The sequence below is a fragment of the Aurantiacibacter spongiae genome (assembly GCF_003815535.1).
Classification (GTDB): Bacteria; Pseudomonadota; Alphaproteobacteria; order Sphingomonadales; family Sphingomonadaceae; genus Alteraurantiacibacter; species Alteraurantiacibacter spongiae.
In genome coordinates, this window is the sequence record NZ_RPFZ01000001.1 from 1,414,456 (window position 1) to 1,432,398 (window position 17,943).

Sequence of the window (17,943 nt, forward strand, 5' to 3'; positions counted from 1 at the left end):
GCCGCGCCGGTATCCCGGTCGGCAACAGTCTAGAAGCAACCGGACGGGGTCGTTTTGCAGATATTTACCGCTGGCGGATGGGACCGCCTGCGGAGCTGGTTTCCGGAGCGTGAATTCTTCATGCGCTCCGATGGCCAGGTTCGCTTCATTACCGTGACCACGCGCATGCAGATGATCGCCGCCGGAGCGCTGGCCGCGCTCGTGCTGGTCGTTCTCGGCACGATGGGCGCGACCGCGTTCAGCCAGTACCGCGCCGCGAGCGAGCGGATCGCGCTGGCCGACCGCGAAGCGCACGTGGCGCAATCGGAAACGCGCCTTGCCGATTACCGCGACGATCTGGCCCACACCACCGCCGATCTGGAACAGCGCCAGGCCTATCTCGAAGGCATGCTCGACATGCTGCCCGAGGACATCGTTGCCGAAGTGAAGGCCGATGCCGCCACCGATTCGGGTGCCGAATCGGAAAAGCTCATCAGCATGATCCGCGATTCGTTTCCCGAAGCGGAAGGGCTGGCCCGCATCGAGGCGCGGCAGCTCGCCTTCGCCGAAGGGCTGACCCGCTATGCCGATCGCCGCGCGACCCGCGCCGAAGCGGCGATACGCAAGCTGGGCCTCGATCCGCGGGCGATGCAACGCGCAAGCGCCGCCGCGATGGGCGGTCCGCTGGAGACGCTGTCATCCGAAGCCGACGGTTCGCTCGATCCGCGTTTCGAACGCCTGGGACTGTCGCTCGCGCGGATGAGCGCGCTGGAGCGGGGCCTCGATTCGATCCCGCAGGTCATGCCAGCCGACATGAACCTCATCTCCTCCGGCTTCGGTCCGCGCAGCGATCCGTTCAACGGCACCGCCGCCATGCATAGCGGGCTGGACTTCCGCGGTGCGCTCGGCTCGCCCATCCATGCCGCCGCCGACGGCCGGGTATCCTTTGTCGGCGTTCGCTCGGGCTACGGCAACGTGGTCGAGATCACGCACACTTCCGGCATGATCACCCGTTATGCCCACATGTCGCGCTTCAACACCCGCGTCGGTGCCCGCGTCGATGCCGGCGACGTGATCGGCGCGATCGGCAGCACCGGTCGTTCGACCGGCCCCCACCTGCATTTCGAAGTCCGCATCAATGGCCGCGCCGTAAACCCGCGCCCGTTCCTGGAGACCGCACCCGATGTTCTCGAAGAAGCCCGAGCAGAATTCGCCGGCCATCGCGGGGCCACGCACCGTGGCTAAGGCCGGCAGCACCTTTTCCGTCATCGGTCCCGACGTCACCATACGCGGAGATATCGAGGCGTCGGTCGACCTGCACGTCGATGGCAAGGTGGTCGGCGATATCGCCTGCGCCTCGCTGGTACAGGGCGAATCGAGCCGCATCGAGGGCGAGGTGAAGGCCGAAAGCGCCCGCCTGTCGGGCGAGGTCGCCGGCACGGTGGAGGTGCGCGAACTGGTCGTGCTGCGTAGCGCGCGGATCGCCGGTGACGTTTCCTACGAGACGCTGACCATCGAACAGGGCGCGTCGGTCGATGGCCGCTTCGCCCCGCTCGACAACCGCTCCGCTATCAGGGGCGCGAATGACGCGGCGGACGCGGACACGTCCGACGAGGAGCGCACCCTGACCCTCGCCGGATAGGGCGGCGTGCCGAAGTCCGAACGAAAAGGGGCGGCCCCGGCGGGGTCGCCCCTTTTCGTTCCGGTCGCGCCAGCGGCCTACAGGTCGCCGGGATCGGGGTTGGCCTCGGCGGCGCGCTTGGCCGTCAGCCAGGCTTCGGCCTCGGCCTCCTGCGCGGCTTCGGAGGCGGCCTTTGCGGCCTCCTCGCGCTCGCGGCGCAGTTCCTCGATCAGCTTTTCCTTGTCGTCGCGCTTGTCGAGCGTGATCGACTCCTGCGTCACGGGTGTTTCCTCACCCTCCGCCGGGGCGGGCGCGCGTTTCGCCGCCTTGGCCACCGCCGCGTCCAGTTCACGCTGCGAACACAGGCCGAGCGTGACCGGATCCTTGGGCTGGATATTCTGGATGTTCCAGTGGCTGCGTTCGCGGATCGCGTTGATGGTGTTGCGCGTGGTGCCGATCAGACGGCCGATCTGCGCGTCGGATATTTCCGGGTGGTTACGCAGGATCCAGGCGATGCCGTCGGGCTTGTCCTGCCGCTTGGATACCGGCGTGTAGCGCGGTCCCTTCGTGCGGCTGACATCGACGGGCGCCTTCTGCATCCTGAGCTGATAGGAGCTGTCGTTCTGTCCGCGCTCGATCTCCTCGTGCGTCAGCTCACCCGAATGGACGGGGTCGCGACCGGTGTACTTGGCCCCGGCGAGGTCGTCTGCCATCGCCTGCACCTCGAGGATGTGAAGACCGCAGAAGTCGGCGATCTGGGTGAAGCTCAGGGCCGTGTTGTCGACCAGCCAGCTGGCGGTCGCATGGGGCATCAGGGGCGTGGGCTGGGCCACAGGCGTTTCTCCGGATACGAAATAAAAGGGCCGCCCCTCGCGGGACGGCCTTGCGCTTGGCAGATGTAGAGGCTTTGCCCGCCAACGGCAAGCGTTACCGGCGAAGGTCAGGCGGCGGCGGGTCTGACGGATACCCTCGACGCCGGCGGATCGACGGTCCGCAGGCCGGCAACGAACTGGTCGGCGCTCGCTTCCCAGGTGAAGCTGGTTCCCCGGGCATGGCAGGCGGCGCGATCGCAGCGAAGCGCGGCGGCGATGGCGTCCTCCAGCCGGTCGTTCATCGCTCCGCTGTCCGGGGAGAGGACGTCGAGCGGCCCCGGCACGGGAAAGGCGGCGACGGGCGTGCCGCAGGCCATCGCCTCGATCATCACCAGGCCGAACGTGTCGGTCCGGCTGGGAAATACGAACACGTCCGCCCCGGCATAGCACGCGGCAAGATCATCGCCCTCGCGCCGCCCCAGGAAATGCGCTTCGGGAAAGCGCCGCTGCAGGCTGTCGCGCGCCGGACCGTCGCCGATCACCACCTTCGATCCGGGATGCGTGTTGCCCAGGAACGCCTCGATGTTCTTCTCCACCGCCACGCGGCCCACGTAGATCTGGATGGGGCGCGGCAGTTCGAAGAACAGGTCCGGCGGCGCATGGTCGGGTCCGAAGGCGGTGGTGTCGACCCCGCGACCCCAGCGATGCAGCGGCCCGATTCGCTGCGCGCGCAATTCGCGCTCGATCGTCGCAGTCGCCACCATCGTCCGCGCGGCCGGCGCGTGGAAGCGGCGGATGAACGGCCAGACAAGCTCTGGCGATAGCCCGGTCCGGCGGGCGACGTAGTCGGGAAACTGCGTGTGGTAGGCGGTGGTGAACGGCAGATTCCGCTTCACGCAGTGCCCGCGCGCCGCCCAGCCGAGCGGACCTTCGGTCGCGATATGAATGGCGTCCGGCGCGAAGGCGTCGATGCGCTTCGCCACCGCGCGGCGGCCGGCCAGCGCGAGGCGGATTTCCGGGTAGGAAGGCGCGGGAAGTGAACCGAACTGATCGGGCGAGATCACTGCGACCCGGTGGCCGCGGCTGCGCAGTTCGGCAACGATCGTCGTGAGCGTGCGGACCACGCCGTTCATCTGCGGCAACCACGCATCCGTGACCAGGGCGATCCTCATGGTTCCCGCTCCCACGCCGCCCCCCGTCGCCGCCGATCAGGCCGCGAGCACCCCGGCGCGGTCCGCTTCTGCGCCGGTCGCGGCGAGCCGTTCCTCGCGCGCCGCGACTTCGGCGGGCCAGTCGAGGATTTCCATGCGACCGTCCTCGTGCTCGACCAGCGCGTTGCATCCCTCGACCCAGTCGCCATCGTTCCAGTATTCGACCTGCCGCCCCTGCGGCCCGATCATGCGGTGTTCGGCGGTATGGATATGACCGCACACCACCCCGTCCAGCCCGCGTTCCGCCGCGGCGCGCGAGACGACTTCCTCGTAGCGGCCGATGAACTCCACCGCGTTCTTGACCCGGTGCTTGGCCGTCTTCGACAAGGACCAGTAGGGCAGGCCGAGCGTGCGGCGGGCGGCGTTGACCCAGTTGTTCGCCGCCATCAGCAGATGGTAGGCGGTATCGCCGACGAAGGCGAGCCAGCGATGCGACAGCATGACGGCGTCGAACTCGTCGCCATGCAGCACCATGAGCCGCCGCCCGTCGGCGGTGTCGTGGAAGGCCGCGCGGCGGATCTCGATACCGCCGAAGTTGAGACCGGTGAACTGCCGGAACATCTCGTCGTGATTGCCGGGGATGTACACGATCCGGGTTCCGCGCTTCGCCCGTTTGAGAAGGCGCCAGACAATGTCGTTGTGAGCGGCCGGCCAGTAGAACTTCCTCTTCAGCCGCCAGCCGTCGATGATGTCGCCCACGAGATAGAGCGTGTCCGAACCCGTGCTGTCGAGAAAGTCGATCAGGAGGTCGGCATTGCACCCCCTGGTTCCCAGGTGAATGTCCGAGATCCAGATCGTGCGATAGCGGCGACGCGGTTCGGGCGGGCGCTCGGGACGCGCCGGCTCCTGCGGCGTCAACCGTTCGAGCGACGGGACGGCGCGGACCGGTCCGGAATTGCCGACATAGCCGTCGATGTAGTCGCTGAACATGGTGGGCGCCCTCGCATGGCCTGGTCCTGGCCTGGATCACCTAGCGCGCGAATGTTACGCCCCGCGCAAGGTTGCGAGTCCGTTTGACGACATTGTGACCGATTGGTGACGCCGCCCGCACGCTCCGGTCAGCCGGCGACCTTCAGCACGATCTTGCCGATATGCTCGCCCGCCTCCATGCGTTCGTGCGCCGCGGCCGCGTCGGCCAGCGCGAACACCTCGTCCATTTCCGGATGGAGGCGGTCCTGTTCGACCAGCGGCCACACTTCGCGAAAGATCTCGTCCGCCACCAATCCCTTGAACGCATCCGATCGCGGGCGCAGCGTCGAGCCGGTCATCGTCTGGCGTTTCGTCATGAGCCTGGCCATATCGATCCGTGCCTGCGCTCCGCCGAGCACGGCGATGGTGACATGGCGGCCATTCGTCGCCAGGCAGGCGAGATTGCGCTGGACATAGTCGCCCGAAACCATGTCGAGCACCACGTCGCAGCCGCGTCCGTCGGTGAGGGTCTTCACGCGCTCGGAGAAATCCTGCGTGTTGTAGTTGATCGCGTGGTCCGCCCCGATCCGGCGGGCCGCGGCGCACTTCTCGTCGCTGCCGCAGGTGACGATGACACTCATGTCGAACAGTTTCGCCAGCTTGATCGCCATCGTACCGATGCCCGAGGTCCCGCCGTGAACCAGCAGAACTTCGCCGTCGCGCGCCAGCCCGCGCTGGAAGACGTTGTGCCAGACGGTGAACAGCGTTTCGGGTATCGCCGCAGCTTGCGCCATCGTCAGCGTCGCGGGGACGGGCAGGCAATGTTCGGGCCGGGCGATGCAGAATTCGGCATAGCCACCCCCGGCCACCAGCGCGCAGACCCGCTTGCCCGCCTCCCCCGCGTCCACCCCGTCGCCCACCGACACCACGGTGCCGGAAATCTCCAGCCCCGGCAGGTCCGACGCGCCCGCGGGTGCCGGATACTTGCCCGCGCGTTGCAGGCAGTCGGGCCGGTTGACCCCGGCGTGATCGACCCTGACCAGCACTTCGCCCGGCTGCGGCACCGGCAACGGTCTGTGTTCTGGCTGGAGGACGCCGGGTCCGCCGGGTTCGCTGATCGCGATGGCCGTCATGGTGGCTGGCAGGTCGTCCGGCACTGATACCCCTTTTCAACACATCGCAAGCAATTGCGCCCCGGCGCGCATCCCTAGGGCGGGGCGGCATTGACAGCAAGCCGCCCGCGACCGATGCTGCCTCCAGATGCACGAGGACGAGCTTCCGCGGACGCGTTCCGATGCCGCCGGTCAGCTGGCCGGCGAACCGCTCGACAGCTATTCGCAGGACGAGCTGATGGCGCGCATCGCCTTGCTGGAAGCCGAGATCGAACGGGTCCGCCGCCGCCATGCGAAGGCGGCGGCGCATCGGCAGGCCGCCGACACGCTGTTCCGACCGCGAGAGGCCGACTGATGGGCCGCCGGCCCCGCCGACCTCTCGAAATCGCGCGAAGGCGCCCTACATACCCGTTTGAAACCGCCAGGCCCGCCGCCGGCATTAGGCCCGCGTTCACCGCGCGCGCCGCATATTCACACTCCAAGACCTGACCGGGCCTGACGCCAACGTAAGGACGACAATGCCAAGTTTCGCGCAAAACCTCGAAAAGACCCTGCACTCGGCGATCCAGAACGCGATCGACCGCAGCCACGAATACGCGACGCTCGAACATCTGTTGCTGGCGCTGGTCAACGATCCGGAAGCGAGCGACGTGATGAATGCCTGCGGCGTGGACATGGACGAGCTGGGCAATGTGGTGCGCCAGTATCTCGATCAGGAATACCAGTCGCTGAAAACCGACGAGGACGCCGATCCGCAGCCCACCGCCGGGTTCCAGCGCGTGATCCAGCGCGCGATCCTGCACGTGCAGTCGAGCGGCAAGGACACCGTCACCGGCGCGAACGTGCTCGTCGCGCTGTTCTCCGAGCGCGACAGCTATGCGGTCTATTTTCTGCAGCAGCAGGACATGAGCCGGCTGGACGCGGTCAGCTTCATCTCGCACGGCATCGGCAAGGGCGGCCGGCAGATCGACACCCGCAATGCCGAAGGTAGCGAGGAGGAAGCGCCCGCCCGCGGCGAAGAGAAGGCCGAAAAGTCCAAGAAGGATTCCGCGCTCGACCAGTTCTGCGTCAACCTCAACCAGAAGGCGCTGGACGGCAAGGTCGATCCGCTCATCGGGCGCGGCCCGGAAGTGGATCGCACGGTGCAGATCCTGTGTCGCCGGTCGAAGAACAACCCGCTCTACGTCGGCGATCCCGGCGTCGGCAAGACCGCCATCGCCGAAGGTCTCGCGCGCAAGATCGTCGAGGGCGAGGTGCCCGAGGTGCTCGAGGACGCGGTCATCTACTCGCTCGACATGGGCGCGCTGCTGGCCGGTACCCGCTATCGCGGCGATTTCGAGGAACGGCTGAAGCAGGTCGTGAACGAGCTGGAAAAGATGCCCGAGGCGATCCTGTTCATCGACGAGATCCACACGGTCATCGGCGCGGGCGCGACCAGCGGCGGGGCGATGGACGCTTCCAACCTGCTCAAGCCCGCACTGTCGAGCGGCACGATCCGCTGCGTGGGTTCGACCACCTACAAGGAATTCCGCAACCACTTCGAGAAGGACCGGGCGCTGCTGCGGCGCTTCCAGAAGATCGACGTGAACGAACCCACGGTGGAGGACACGATCAAGATCCTCAAGGGTCTGCGCTCCGCCTTCGAGGAGCATCACAAGGTCAAGTACACGCCGGATGCGATCAAGACCGCAGTGGAGATGAGCGCGCGCTACATCAACGACCGCAAGCTGCCCGACAAGGCGATCGACGTGATCGACGAGGTCGGTGCGATGCAGATGCTCGTGCCGCCCAGCCGCCGGCGCAAGACCATCACCGCCAAGGAGATCGAGAAGGTCATCGCGACGATGGCGCGCATTCCCCCCAAATCGGTCAGCAAGGACGACAAGGCCGCGCTGTCGAACCTGGAAAAGGATCTGAAGCGCGTGGTCTACGGTCAGGACGAGGCGATCGAGCGCCTGTCCACCGCCATGAAGCTGAGCCGCGCCGGTCTGCGCGAGGCGGACAAGCCCATCGGCTCGTTCCTGTTTTCCGGCCCCACCGGCGTCGGCAAGACCGAGGTCGCGCGCCAGCTCGCCAGCATCATGGGGATCGAGCTGAAGCGTTTCGACATGTCGGAATACATGGAGCGCCACTCGGTCAGCCGCCTGATCGGCGCCCCTCCGGGCTATGTCGGCTACGATCAGGGCGGCCTGCTGACCGACGCCATCGACCAGCACCCGCACTGCGTGCTGCTGCTGGACGAGATCGAGAAGGCGCACCCCGACCTGTTCAACATCCTGCTGCAGGTGATGGATAACGGCAAGCTGACCGATCACCACGGCAAGACCGTCGATTTCCGCAACGTCGTTCTCATCATGACGACCAATGCCGGCGCGGCGGACGCGGCGAAACAGGGCATCGGCTTTGGCAGCGGCACCAAGCTCGAGGCGAGCGAGGAAGCGGTGAAGAAGATGTTCACCCCGGAATTCCGCAACCGCCTCGATGCGATCGTGCCCTTCGCCTATCTCGGCAGCGAGACGATCAGCCGCGTGGTCGACAAGTTCATCCTCCAGCTGGAACTGCAACTGTCGGAGCAGAACGTGCACATCCAGTTCGACGGCGATGCCCGCGAATGGCTGGGCAAGCGCGGTTACGACAAGCTGATGGGCGCCCGTCCGATGGCGCGCCTGATCCAGGAAAAGGTGAAGCAGCCGCTGGCCGAGGAATTGCTGTTCGGCAAGCTGGCGAGCGGCGGCGAGGTGCATGTCAGCGTGAAGGACGACAAGCTCGCCTTCGAACTGACCCCGGCGCCGCCCAAGGGCCGCAAGAAGAAGGCGAAGAAGGCCAGGCCCGCCAAGCCCTCTTCCGACGCCGATGCCGAGAACGAGGCGGGCAGGAACGAGGACTAGGCGGCGGGCGCGCGGCGGATTACCGATCCGGCATGACGCTTCGCCAACTCACCATCGTTCTGGCGGCGGGGGCCTCGGCCCTCGCCGCTTCGGTATGCGCGCAGGAACACGCCCCGCCGCTCGCCGAACGAACCGGCGAAAGCGACCTGCCGCTCGAAGGCGCGAGGGCGGGCGAGCATATCGAACACGCCTCGTTGTCGATCCTGGTCGATCCGGCCCACCGGCAGATTGCCGGGGCGATACTCTACCGCATCGTCGCCACCGCTCCGCTGGACCGGCTGGCGCTCGATCTCGACCCGCGCTTCGCCATCTCCGACGTCTCGGTTGACGACACGGCCATCGCGCCCGGCCGGTGGCGCAATCCCGACGGGCTGCTCACGATCGATCTGCCGCGCCCGCTTGCCGCCGGGGACACGGCGATACTGGCGCTGCGCTATCGCGGCGCGCCGCATGTCGCCGCCAATCCGCCGTGGGAAGGCGGAATGACCTGGTCCGAAACACCGGACGGGCAGCCCTGGATCGCCAGCACCGTGCAGGGCGAGGGGTGCGACCTGTTCTGGCCCTGCATCGATTCCTCCGCGCACCGGATCGACACGATGGACCTGCTCGTCACCGTCCCGGAGGCGCTGACGGCGGCGGGCAATGGCCGACTGATCGGCACGACGGACAATGACGACGGCACGCGGACCTTCCACTGGCGGGCGAGAAATCCGTCGAATTACGGAATCGCGCTGCAAATAGCGCCCTACGAACTGGCCCGGCGCGACTACGCCAGCCGCTTCGGCAATATCGTGCCGATCCGGTTCTGGCACCTGCCCGGGCATGACGACGGGGTGAACCGCCTGCTGGGGGAAATGGAGGACTTCCTCGCCTTTTTCGAAAGCACGGTCGGCCCCTACCCTTTCGCCGACGAGAAGGCCGGCATTGCCGAGACCCCGCATCTCGGCATGGAACACCAGACCATCAATGCCTACGGCAACGGTTTCGCGCGCGATCCGCTGGGGTATGACTGGTTGCTCCATCACGAATTCGCGCATGAGTGGTTCGGCAACCAGCTGACCCATGCCAGCATCAACCACATGTGGTTGCACGAAGGGCTGGGCACGTGGATGCAGCCGCTCTATCTCGAACGCACGCGCGGTCGCATGCAGTACGATGCCGAAATGTGGCGCTACCGCACGCAGATCGCCAGCCGCGTACCGCTCGTTTCGCCGGACGCCGTGCGGCCCGATTACAATGACAGCGACGCGGGTTGGGGCACCGACATCTACTACAAGGGCGCCTGGGTGCTGCACACGCTGCGCCATCTGGTCGGGGACGAGGTGCTGTTTCCGGCCATTACCCGGCTGGTCTACGGCACGGACGATCCGCGCCCCGGCGCGATCCGGCCGGTGACCCGCACGACCGACGATTTTCGCCGCATTCTCGAAGACAAGTCGGGCCGCGACCTGCGCTGGTTCTTCGATGCCTATTTCACCCGGGCGGACCTGCCTCGCCTCGCATCCGCTCGCGAAGGCGGGGATCTGCTGCTCGAATGGCAGACACCCTCCCGATATCCGTTCGAAATGCCCGTCGAGGTGGAGATCGACGGAAACCGCGTGTCGGTGCCCATGACGGGCGGCCGCGCGAAGCTCGCGCTGGACAGTGGGGATCGCCATGTCCTCCTCGATCCGGACAACCGCATATTGAGGGCCGATGACGCCATTGCCGCATGGCGTGCGGCGCAGGAGGAACGGCGGGAGGCAGCCGCGGCCGAGTAGGAACGAACCGGGCACGCCGCCGGTTCATCCATGCGATGAGCGCCGCCTTTTCCTGGATCAAGCCCGACCCGCACGGCATCTACATTCCGCCCGCCGATTGCTGGATCGACCCCTCGAAGCCGGTCGACAAGGCACTGGTCACGCACGGCCATGCCGACCACGCGCGCGGCGGGCACGGCAAGACCGTGGCCACGCCCGAGACGCTGGCGATCATGGAACTGCGCTACAACACGCGGGAAAACACGCGGCCCGTGGAATATGGCGAGACGGTACGGCTCGATGGCGGGGTCGATGCGACCTACATTCCCGCCGGCCACGTGCTCGGCAGCGCGCAGATCCTGCTCGAACATGCCGGGGAGAGGGTTGTCGTGACAGGCGATTACAAGCGCCGGCCCGATCCGACCTGTCCGCCCTTCGAAGTGACGCCGTGCGATATCTTCATCACCGAGGCGACTTTCGGCCTGCCGGTGTTCACGCATCCGCCCATCGCGCAGGAAATGGCCAAGCTGACCGACCGCCTCGCCGCCCACCCCGATCGCTGCGTCCTCGTCGGCGCCTATGCCCTCGGCAAGGCGCAGCGCGTGATCGCGGAATTGCGCGCGGCCGGGCATGGCGAACCGATCTATCTCCACGGCGCGATGGAAAAGATGTGCCGGCTGTACGAGGAATTCGGCGTCGATCTTGGCGAACTGCGCCTCGTTTCCGATCACGCGAAGGACGATATGCGCGGTTCGGTAGTGGTGTGCCCGCCCTCCGCCCTCAACGACCGTTGGAGCCGCCGGCTGCCCGACCCCATCACGGCCATGGCGAGCGGCTGGATGCGCGTGCGCCAGCGCGCCCGTCAGCGCAATGTCGAGCTGCCGCTGGTGATTTCCGACCACGCCGACTGGCACGAGCTGACGCGCACCGTGGAAGAGGTCGACCCGCAGGAAACGTGGATCACCCACGGCCGCGAGGAAGCGCTGCTGCGCTGGTGCCAGCTGGGCCAGCGGCGCGCCCGCGCACTGGCGATGGTGGGGTATGAGGACGAGGATGACTGAGGCGGGCCGCTGATGGAAGAGTTCGCCGCCCTCGTCGATGCGCTGGTCTATACCCGTTCGCGCAACGAGAAGCTGCGCCTGATCGCGGAGTATCTGCAGGCCACCCCCGATCCCGATCGCGGGTGGGCGCTGGCGGCACTGACGGACGGCCTGGATTTTCCGGCGGTCAAGTCCAGCACCATTCGCAACCTGCTCAAGGAGCGGGTCGATCCGGTACTGTGGACGCTCAGTCGCGATTTCGTCGGCGATACGGCGGAAACGGCCAGCTTCCTGTGGCCCGATCCGCCGGGCGAGGCCGCGCCGCCGCCGTCCGTGTCCGAAGCCGTGGAGGCCCTGTCCGGCATGACCCGTGCCAGCGTGACGGGCGAATTGCCGCGCCTGCTCGACCGGCTCGACAGCTCGGGCCGCTACGCCCTGTTCAAGATCGCGACCGGCGGTATGCGCGTGGGCGTGTCGGGTCGCCTCGCCAAGGTCGCCTTCGCACAGGCCTTCGGCGTCGATGTCGACCGGGTGGAGGAATACTGGCACGCGCTCGAACCGCCCTTCGCCGACCTGTTCGCCTGGGCGGCTGACGGCGCGGAGCCGCCCGATACCGAGAACATGCCGCTGTTCCGTCCGTTCATGCTGGCCCACCCGCTCGAAGACCTGGTGGTCGACCTGTCCGACTATGCCGCCGAATGGAAATGGGATGGCATCCGCGTGCAGATGGTCCATGTGGCTGGCGAAACACGCGTTTACTCGCGCTCGGGCGATGATATCTCGGGCACATTCCCCGAAATGGTCCACGCCCTCGATTTTCCCGCCGTGCTGGACGGCGAATTGCTAGTGCGGGGCAGTCACCAGGGCGGCGAGGCGGGGGGAGCGGCGAGCTTCAACGCGCTTCAGCAGCGGCTGGGGCGCAAGACCGTCAGCAGGAAGATGCTGGCGCAATCGCCTGCGTTCGTGCGACTCTACGACGTGCTGATGCTGGACGGGAAAGACCTGCGCCCCCTCCCCTGGACCGAACGGCGAGCGGCGCTCGAAAAGTTGATGGCGCGCCTTCCCGCGACGCATTTCGACCTGTCGCAACTGGTCGAGGCACGCGATTTCGATCAGCTGGCCACAATCCGCGAGGGGGCACGCGACGATGCGATCGAGGGGCTCATGCTCAAGCGGCGCGATTCCAGCTACGTGCCGGGTCGCAAGACCGGCCTGTGGTACAAGTGGAAGCGCGATCCGCTGCTCGTCGATTGCGTGCTGATGTACGCCCAGCGCGGCAGCGGCAAGCGCTCCAGCTTCTTTTCCGACTACACCTTCGGCTGCTGGGACGGCGACCCCGACGAGGGGGCGGATCTGCTGCCGGTGGGCAAGGCCTATTCGGGCTTCACCGACGAGGAGCTGAAGAAGCTCGACCGGCACGTGCGCCAGAATACCGTCAACCGCTTCGGCCCGGTCCGCGAGACCGACAAGAGCCTGGTGTTCGAGGTTGCGTTCGATTCGGTCCACGAAAGCAAGCGCCACAAGAGCGGCCTCGCCATGCGCTTCCCGCGCATCCACCGGATCAGGTGGGACAAGCCGGTCCATGAAGCGGACCGGATCTCGGCGCTCAAAGCGCTCATCCGCGATTAGGGCACGGCGGCGAACACCGGCGGGAGCGAGCAGGACCGGACGCCCCGGGGCGCGCATTCGCGGGCGACAAGTCGCGCCGCGCGACTTCTATCCGTGCAGTTCCGCCATGTGCCGCTGCGCCAGCCGGCAGTAACGCTCGGTCTGGAAGCGCACCTTTTGGGCCTGCGCATCGTCTATCGTGCGGAAAGGCTTCGCGGGACGACCGATCCAGATCTCGCGCGCCGGAATGCGCTTGCCCGGACTGAGCAGCGCGCCCGCGCCCAGCATCGCGCCCTCGCCGATGCGGCAATCGTCCATCGCCACCGCTCCCATGCCGACGAAGCCGCGATCCTCCACGGTGCAGCCGTGGACCACCGCCATGTGCCCGATCACGCATTCCTGCCCAAGGATCGTCGGGCAGCCGTCGGTATCCGGACGCGGCCCCTCCACGTGGAAGACGCTGCCGTCCTGGACGTTGGAGCGCGCGCCGATCTCGATGCGGTGGATGTCGCCGCGCAGCACGCAATTGTACCACACGCTCGCCTCCGGACCGATCGTGACATCGCCGATGATGCGCGCACCCGGCGCCACGAAGGCGCTGTCGGCGATCTGCGGCGCCTTGCCCTCGAAGGGCAGGATGGTCGCGCCGGGGAAGCGGGGGTCGGTGCCGGTCACAGGAAGTTCTCCCAAACGAGATAGGGCAGGATGGAGGCGTAATCGTCGGTCCAGGCCCGTCCCTCGGGCGGAACGAGAGCGCGCCAGTCTCCGGTCTCCGCAAGTAGTGCCAGACGCTCCGGCTCGTTCGCAAGCGCGACCCAGCTCGATGCGTAGATGTCTTCGTCCTGCGCGCCATCGTCGTCCAGAACCAGCGCCGCCATGCCGGCATCGCGCGCCAGTCTCGACAGCACGGGCTCCAGCCGGACGTAGCGATTGGAGATGTGAACCACCAGCACGCCCTTGTCCGACAGCGCCCGGCGATAGACGGCCAGCGCCTCCGCCGTCAGCAGGTGCAGCGGGATCGCATCCGAGGAAAAGGCGTCCACGGCGAGCAGGTCGAAGCGCCGGGCCGGCAAACTCCCGAGCGTGACGCGGGCATCGCCGATCCGCACCCTGGCACGCGGAGCGCAGCGGCCGAGAAAGGTGAAGATACGCTTCTCGGAGAAAGCCAGCACGGTCGGATCGATCTCGAAAAAGGTCCAGTCCTGGCCCGGCTGGCGGTAGCAGGCGAGCGTGCCCGCGCCCAGACCCACGACGCCTATGCGAGCCTGCGCGCCGAACAGCGCCGGAGCCAGATGCAGCACCTGGCCCACGCCCGACGTCGGACCGTAATAGGAAATCGGCTGTTCGGCTCCCGCGCCGCTGCGCTGGATTCCGTGAATCGTGGTGCCATGCATCAGCGTGCGAGTACCGCCGGCGTCCTCGCGCACGCTGTAGACGCCGAAATAGCTGCGTTCGCGCGTACCGGCGAGCGTCGTCTCGGCCTGGCCGATGCCGCCCAGTGCCACCAGCAGGGCGGCCATGCCACCGGTAAAGGCCCAGCGGCGCGAAGCGAGCACGAGCGCGAGCAGCAGGATGCCGGCGAGCATCAGCCAGTGGCCGAGCGTAAGGTCGCCGTTGTCGGACGCTCCCCCGAACAGCGCGAGGGACAGGGCGAACACAAGGGACAGTATCCCGCCGAGCGCGATCCGGGCACGAACCTCGCTGCCCAGAATGCGACGCATCAATCCGGCCCACGCGCCCAGGGGGATAAGCAGCGCCGCGGCCAGGATCAGCAGCGGATGCTCCCAGGTCCAGTCGAACAGCGCTGGCGCGACGAGGGCGGTGAACACGCCTCCAATGGCACCGCCGGCGGCGGTGACGAGGTAGAAGCGGGTCAGTTCCGCCGGGGGCGGACGCAGGTGATAGAGCCGTGCATGAAGCGCCGTCGCCGCGGCGAACAGCATCATGACGCTGGCGATCGCCGCGAGCAGGTCCGCCCGGTCGGCGGCGAACATCGACAGCGCGCCATCGACCAGCAGCACGACCGGCGCGAGAAACACGATGACGCTCGCCAGCGCGCGACCCTGTGCAAAGGCAATGGTGAAGCTGAGCAGGTAGAGGCCGAGCGGAATGACCCAGAGCAAAGGCATCGCCATGATGTCGGTAGTGAGGAAGGTCGTGGTCGACATCATCAGACCCGAGGGCACCGCCGACAGGGCAAGCCACAGGCCGATCGTCCGCCAGTCCGCGGGCGGGACGTCGTCCGGGCGTTCGTCAGCCGCCGCCGCACCGCTCGCGCCCGCACCGCTCGCGCGGCGCCGGTTCACGACGAGCAGGCCGGTCAGGACTGCGACCACACCGTATCCCGCCGACCAGGCCTGGCTCTGGCGGCTCAGCGTCAACAGTGGTTCGGCCAGAAGCGGGTAGGCCAGCAGACCGGCGAAGCTCCCGAGATTGGAGGCGGCGTAGAGCGGGTAGGGATTGCCGGCATCGGGATGCGCGGCGAACCAGCGCTGCACCAGCGGCGCCTGCGCGGACAGGGCGAAGTAGGCCGGGCCGACGGTCAGCAGGAACAGCCAGGGCACCCGGAGCACTTCCATGCCGGGACGCTCAAAAACCCCTTCGGCCAGACCTATCGGCAGCGACAGCGCGCCCAGCGCGAGCACCCCAAGATGGGCCGCGCCCTGCATGGTCGCCGGCAGGCGCGTCAGCAGATGGGCGTAGGCATAGCCGGCCAGCAGCAGTGCCTGATAGACCACCAGCGCGCTGTTCCAGACCGCCGGCGCGCCGCCCAGCCCCGGCAGCGCCATGCGCGCCACCATCGGCTGCACGAGGAACAGCAGGAAACTGCCAGCGAAGATGGCGAGCGTGAACAGCCAGCGCGCCGGACCGGTCACGGCGCTCGCTGTCCCCAGCGGTCGCGGGTAATGGAATGGACCCAGACGGGGTTGAGGTCGGGGCCGTGCCGCGGATCGGTATAGTCGAGTTCGGGCCGGCGCGTCAGGCCGAGCCGGCGCATCAGCGTCCGGCTGGCGATGTTACCCTCCACCGTGAGGGCAATGATCTCGTCTGCGCCGAAACGGGCGAACCCTTCGTCGAGTGACGCTTCCGCCGCCTCGCGCGCATAGCCATGACCCCATGCCTCCCGGCGCAGGCGCCAGCCGATTTCGACCATGCCCTCGACCCGCTCGCCTTCGGCATTGGAGCGCTTGAGCCCGCAGAAGCCGAGCAGTTCGCCCGCCAGGTGGCCGCCATCCTCGTGCCGCTCGACGACCCAGAACGTATGCCCGTGATCGCGGGCATAGCCTTGCAGCCTTTCGCGCGCGCCGGCCCGCGTAGCGTCGTCGGCCACGCCGCCCAGCCAGCGCATGACGGCCGGTGTGTTGGTCACCTCCCAGAAGCGGGGCCAGTCCTCCTTGCGCCAGTCGCGCAAGGTGAGGCGCGGGGTTTCGCGGCGAAACTCAGCCACGGTCATGAAAATCGCCCGCGGCGAGCGACCAGACGGTGGTGGGATTGTCCCGCGGCGGATAGTCGGGATCGTCGTATCCCAGCCCGGTCCGCGCGACGAAACCGAGCCGGGCGATCATCCGCGTCGAGGCGTGGTTGGAATCGCTGGTCTGGGCGTAGATCACCGGAAGATGGAGCGTGTCGAAGGCGTAGGCCAGCACGGCGCGCGCCGCCTCGCTGGCATAACCCATGTTCCAGAAGTCCTCCGCCAGCGTCCAGCCGATCTCGCGCTGTCCGCGCAAGGGTCGCGGCGCGGCCTGCGAGCGGACGCTGAACAGTCCGCAGCGCCCGATTCGCCGATCTTCCCCGCGCAACCAGATCGTCCAGTGACGATAGGTGTCGTCGGCAAAGGCGGCGATATCCGCTTCGAGGCCATCCTCCACCTCCGCCGCAGAGCGAATCTCGCCGCCGAGATGGCGCATCACTGCAGGCGTGTTCATGCAGTCGAGAAGGAATGGCAGATCGCCCCTGTCCGGAGGTCGCAGGACCAGCCGCTCGGTGAAAAGCGCGTCGCTATCCATTCAGCAGGCGGGCGGCCACGGGCGCATGATAGGTGAGCACGCCGCTCGCCCCCGCGCGCTTGAAGGCGAGCAGCTTTTCCATCAGCAGCGCATCGCGATCCCCCACGCCGGCGGCTGCGCCAGCCTCGATCATCGCGTATTCCCCGCTCACCTGATAGGCGAAGACGGGAATCGCGAACCTCTCGCGCACGCGCCATACGATGTCGAGATAGGCGAGCCCCGGCTTGACGATCACGCTGTCCGCGCCTTCGGCGATGTCCATCGCCACCTCGGCCAGCGCCTCGCCCCCGTTCGCCGGGTCCATCTGGTAGGTGGACTTGTCGCCCGCCAGCCGCTCGCGCGATCCCACCGCGTCGCGGAACGGGCCGTAGAAGGCGGAGGCGAACTTGGCCGCATAGGCCATGATCTGCACCTCGGCATGTCCGCCCATCTCCAACGCCATCCGGATAGCGCGTACGCGGCCGTCCATCATGTCCGAAGGGGCGATGATGTCGGCCCCGGCGGCGGCCTGGTTCATGGCCTGATCGACCAGCACCGCAACGGTATCGTCATTGGCGACGTATCCGGCTTCGTTCACCAGCCCGTCCTGCCCGTGCGAGGTATAGGGGTCGAGCGCGACATCGGTGAGGATGCCGACGTCATGGCCGCAGGCGTCGCGCACGGCGCGGATCGCGCGGCACATGAGGTTGTCGGGGTTGAGCGCCTCCGCCCCGTCGTCGGAGCGCTTGCCAGCCGGTGTATTGGGAAACAGCGCGATGCACGGAATGCCGAGATCGACCGCTTCGCGCGCGCGCTTCGCGATGCCGTCGACCGACCAGCGCGAAACGCCCGGCAACGCCGCGACCGACTCCTCCACCCCTTCGCCCTCGGTCACGAAGAGCGGCCAAATGAGATCGGCAGGGGCAAGCATCGTCTCGCGATGCATGGCCCGGCTCCAGCCGGTCGAGCGCGTCCGGCGCAGGCGGGTGTTGGGGAAGGAACGGGTCATCTCAGGCCCGCACATGCGGCAATTCGCGC

16 protein-coding genes are annotated in these 17,943 nt (G+C 67.4%); 7 read left to right on the forward strand and 9 right to left on the reverse strand.

Annotation, left to right across the window (positions count from 1 at the left end; translation table 11 throughout):
* Window positions 1–54 precede the first annotated feature (54 nt).
* On the forward strand, window positions 55–1,224 hold the full coding sequence (locus tag EG799_RS06865) for a M23 family metallopeptidase (protein ID WP_234029059.1): 1,170 nt from the start codon (window positions 55–57) through the stop codon (window positions 1,222–1,224).
* Window positions 1,217–1,621 (forward strand): bactofilin family protein, encoded by a 405-nt coding sequence (locus EG799_RS06870; protein WP_234029060.1) that lies wholly within the window; start codon window positions 1,217–1,219, stop codon window positions 1,619–1,621. Before EG799_RS06865 ends, EG799_RS06870 begins: the two co-directional genes overlap by 8 nt.
* Before the next feature lie 77 nt (window positions 1,622–1,698).
* Here the strand turns inward: EG799_RS06870 and EG799_RS06875 are convergent, their stop codons facing one another.
* The 4 genes from EG799_RS06875 to EG799_RS06890 form a co-directional block, all read right to left on the reverse strand.
* Complete coding sequence (locus EG799_RS06875; protein ID WP_181950875.1) at window positions 1,699–2,412, reverse strand: DUF1013 domain-containing protein; 714 nt, start codon at window positions 2,410–2,412, stop codon at window positions 1,699–1,701.
* A 128-nt stretch (window positions 2,413–2,540) separates the two neighbouring features.
* Complete coding sequence (locus EG799_RS06880) at window positions 2,541–3,584, reverse strand: glycosyltransferase family 4 protein (protein WP_123879741.1); 1,044 nt, start codon at window positions 3,582–3,584, stop codon at window positions 2,541–2,543.
* 36 nt (window positions 3,585–3,620) lie between these two features.
* Entirely contained in the window at window positions 3,621–4,553 is a 933-nt protein-coding gene (locus EG799_RS06885) for a UDP-2,3-diacylglucosamine diphosphatase (RefSeq protein WP_123879743.1), read from the reverse strand.
* Between the two features lie 128 nt (window positions 4,554–4,681).
* On the reverse strand, window positions 4,682–5,665 hold the full coding sequence (locus EG799_RS06890) for an NAD(P)H-quinone oxidoreductase (RefSeq protein ID WP_123882917.1): 984 nt from the start codon (window positions 5,663–5,665) through the stop codon (window positions 4,682–4,684).
* Window positions 5,666–5,792: 127 nt separating this feature from the next.
* On the opposite strand from EG799_RS06890, the gene EG799_RS06895 reads away from it, so the two are divergent.
* From EG799_RS06895 to EG799_RS06915, 5 genes are all read left to right on the forward strand, one after another.
* Complete coding sequence (locus tag EG799_RS06895) at window positions 5,793–5,999, forward strand: DUF1192 family protein (RefSeq protein WP_123879745.1); 207 nt, start codon at window positions 5,793–5,795, stop codon at window positions 5,997–5,999.
* A gap of 163 nt (window positions 6,000–6,162) precedes the next feature.
* Window positions 6,163–8,532, forward strand: coding sequence for an ATP-dependent Clp protease ATP-binding subunit ClpA (gene clpA, locus EG799_RS06900; protein WP_123879747.1), 2,370 nt, complete (start codon window positions 6,163–6,165; stop codon window positions 8,530–8,532).
* A gap of 32 nt (window positions 8,533–8,564) precedes the next feature.
* Window positions 8,565–10,292, forward strand: coding sequence for a M1 family metallopeptidase (locus tag EG799_RS06905; RefSeq protein WP_123879749.1), 1,728 nt, complete (start codon window positions 8,565–8,567; stop codon window positions 10,290–10,292).
* A 35-nt stretch (window positions 10,293–10,327) separates the two neighbouring features.
* Window positions 10,328–11,332: a ligase-associated DNA damage response exonuclease gene (locus EG799_RS06910; RefSeq protein ID WP_123879751.1), complete on the forward strand. Its 1,005-nt coding sequence runs from the start codon at window positions 10,328–10,330 to the stop codon at window positions 11,330–11,332.
* Window positions 11,333–11,344: 12 nt separating this feature from the next.
* Window positions 11,345–12,940 (forward strand): cisplatin damage response ATP-dependent DNA ligase, encoded by a 1,596-nt coding sequence (locus tag EG799_RS06915; RefSeq protein WP_123879753.1) that lies wholly within the window; start codon window positions 11,345–11,347, stop codon window positions 12,938–12,940.
* A gap of 87 nt (window positions 12,941–13,027) precedes the next feature.
* Here the strand turns inward: EG799_RS06915 and EG799_RS06920 are convergent, their stop codons facing one another.
* Genes EG799_RS06920 through hemB form a run of 5 tightly spaced genes read right to left on the reverse strand, consistent with a single transcriptional unit; the run spans window position 13,028 to window position 17,914 of the window.
* Entirely contained in the window at window positions 13,028–13,594 is a 567-nt protein-coding gene (locus EG799_RS06920) for a gamma carbonic anhydrase family protein (protein WP_181950876.1), read from the reverse strand.
* Complete coding sequence (locus tag EG799_RS06925; RefSeq protein ID WP_123879757.1) at window positions 13,591–15,795, reverse strand: fused MFS/spermidine synthase; 2,205 nt, start codon at window positions 15,793–15,795, stop codon at window positions 13,591–13,593. The genes EG799_RS06920 and EG799_RS06925 overlap by 4 nt, the downstream gene beginning before the upstream one ends.
* Window positions 15,792–16,367, reverse strand: a complete 576-nt coding sequence (locus EG799_RS06930; RefSeq protein WP_123882919.1) for a GNAT family N-acetyltransferase — start codon at window positions 16,365–16,367, stop codon at window positions 15,792–15,794. The genes EG799_RS06925 and EG799_RS06930 overlap by 4 nt, the downstream gene beginning before the upstream one ends.
* A complete protein-coding gene (locus tag EG799_RS06935) occupies window positions 16,360–16,926 on the reverse strand; it encodes a GNAT family N-acetyltransferase (RefSeq protein ID WP_123879759.1) in 567 nt (188 codons plus the stop codon). Before EG799_RS06935 ends, EG799_RS06930 begins: the two co-directional genes overlap by 8 nt.
* The gene (gene hemB, locus EG799_RS06940; RefSeq protein ID WP_123879761.1) at window positions 16,919–17,914 is read right to left on the reverse strand and encodes a porphobilinogen synthase; all 996 of its coding nucleotides are present in this window, start codon (window positions 17,912–17,914) and stop codon (window positions 16,919–16,921) included. Before hemB ends, EG799_RS06935 begins: the two co-directional genes overlap by 8 nt.
* Between the last annotated feature and the right edge of the window lie 29 nt (window positions 17,915–17,943).

What these genes read in the sequence shown, in the direction of transcription:
- EG799_RS06910 (WP_123879751.1), top strand. Translation starts at nt 10,328, where the DNA reads ATGAGCGCCGCCTTTTCCTGGATCAAGCCCGACCCGCACGGCATCTAC.
- EG799_RS06875 (WP_181950875.1), bottom strand. Translation starts at nt 2,412, where the DNA reads ATGCCCCATGCGACCGCCAGCTGGCTGGTCGACAACACGGCCCTGAGC.
- EG799_RS06890 (WP_123882917.1), bottom strand. Translation starts at nt 5,665, where the DNA reads ATGACGGCCATCGCGATCAGCGAACCCGGCGGACCCGGCGTCCTCCAG.
- EG799_RS06935 (WP_123879759.1), bottom strand. Translation starts at nt 16,926, where the DNA reads ATGGATAGCGACGCGCTTTTCACCGAGCGGCTGGTCCTGCGACCTCCG.
- clpA (WP_123879747.1), top strand. Translation starts at nt 6,163, where the DNA reads ATGCCAAGTTTCGCGCAAAACCTCGAAAAGACCCTGCACTCGGCGATC.
- EG799_RS06880 (WP_123879741.1), bottom strand. Translation starts at nt 3,584, where the DNA reads ATGAGGATCGCCCTGGTCACGGATGCGTGGTTGCCGCAGATGAACGGC.
- hemB (WP_123879761.1), bottom strand. Translation starts at nt 17,914, where the DNA reads ATGACCCGTTCCTTCCCCAACACCCGCCTGCGCCGGACGCGCTCGACC.
- EG799_RS06895 (WP_123879745.1), top strand. Translation starts at nt 5,793, where the DNA reads ATGCACGAGGACGAGCTTCCGCGGACGCGTTCCGATGCCGCCGGTCAG.
- EG799_RS06885 (WP_123879743.1), bottom strand. Translation starts at nt 4,553, where the DNA reads ATGTTCAGCGACTACATCGACGGCTATGTCGGCAATTCCGGACCGGTC.
- EG799_RS06905 (WP_123879749.1), top strand. Translation starts at nt 8,565, where the DNA reads ATGACGCTTCGCCAACTCACCATCGTTCTGGCGGCGGGGGCCTCGGCC.
- EG799_RS06915 (WP_123879753.1), top strand. Translation starts at nt 11,345, where the DNA reads ATGGAAGAGTTCGCCGCCCTCGTCGATGCGCTGGTCTATACCCGTTCG.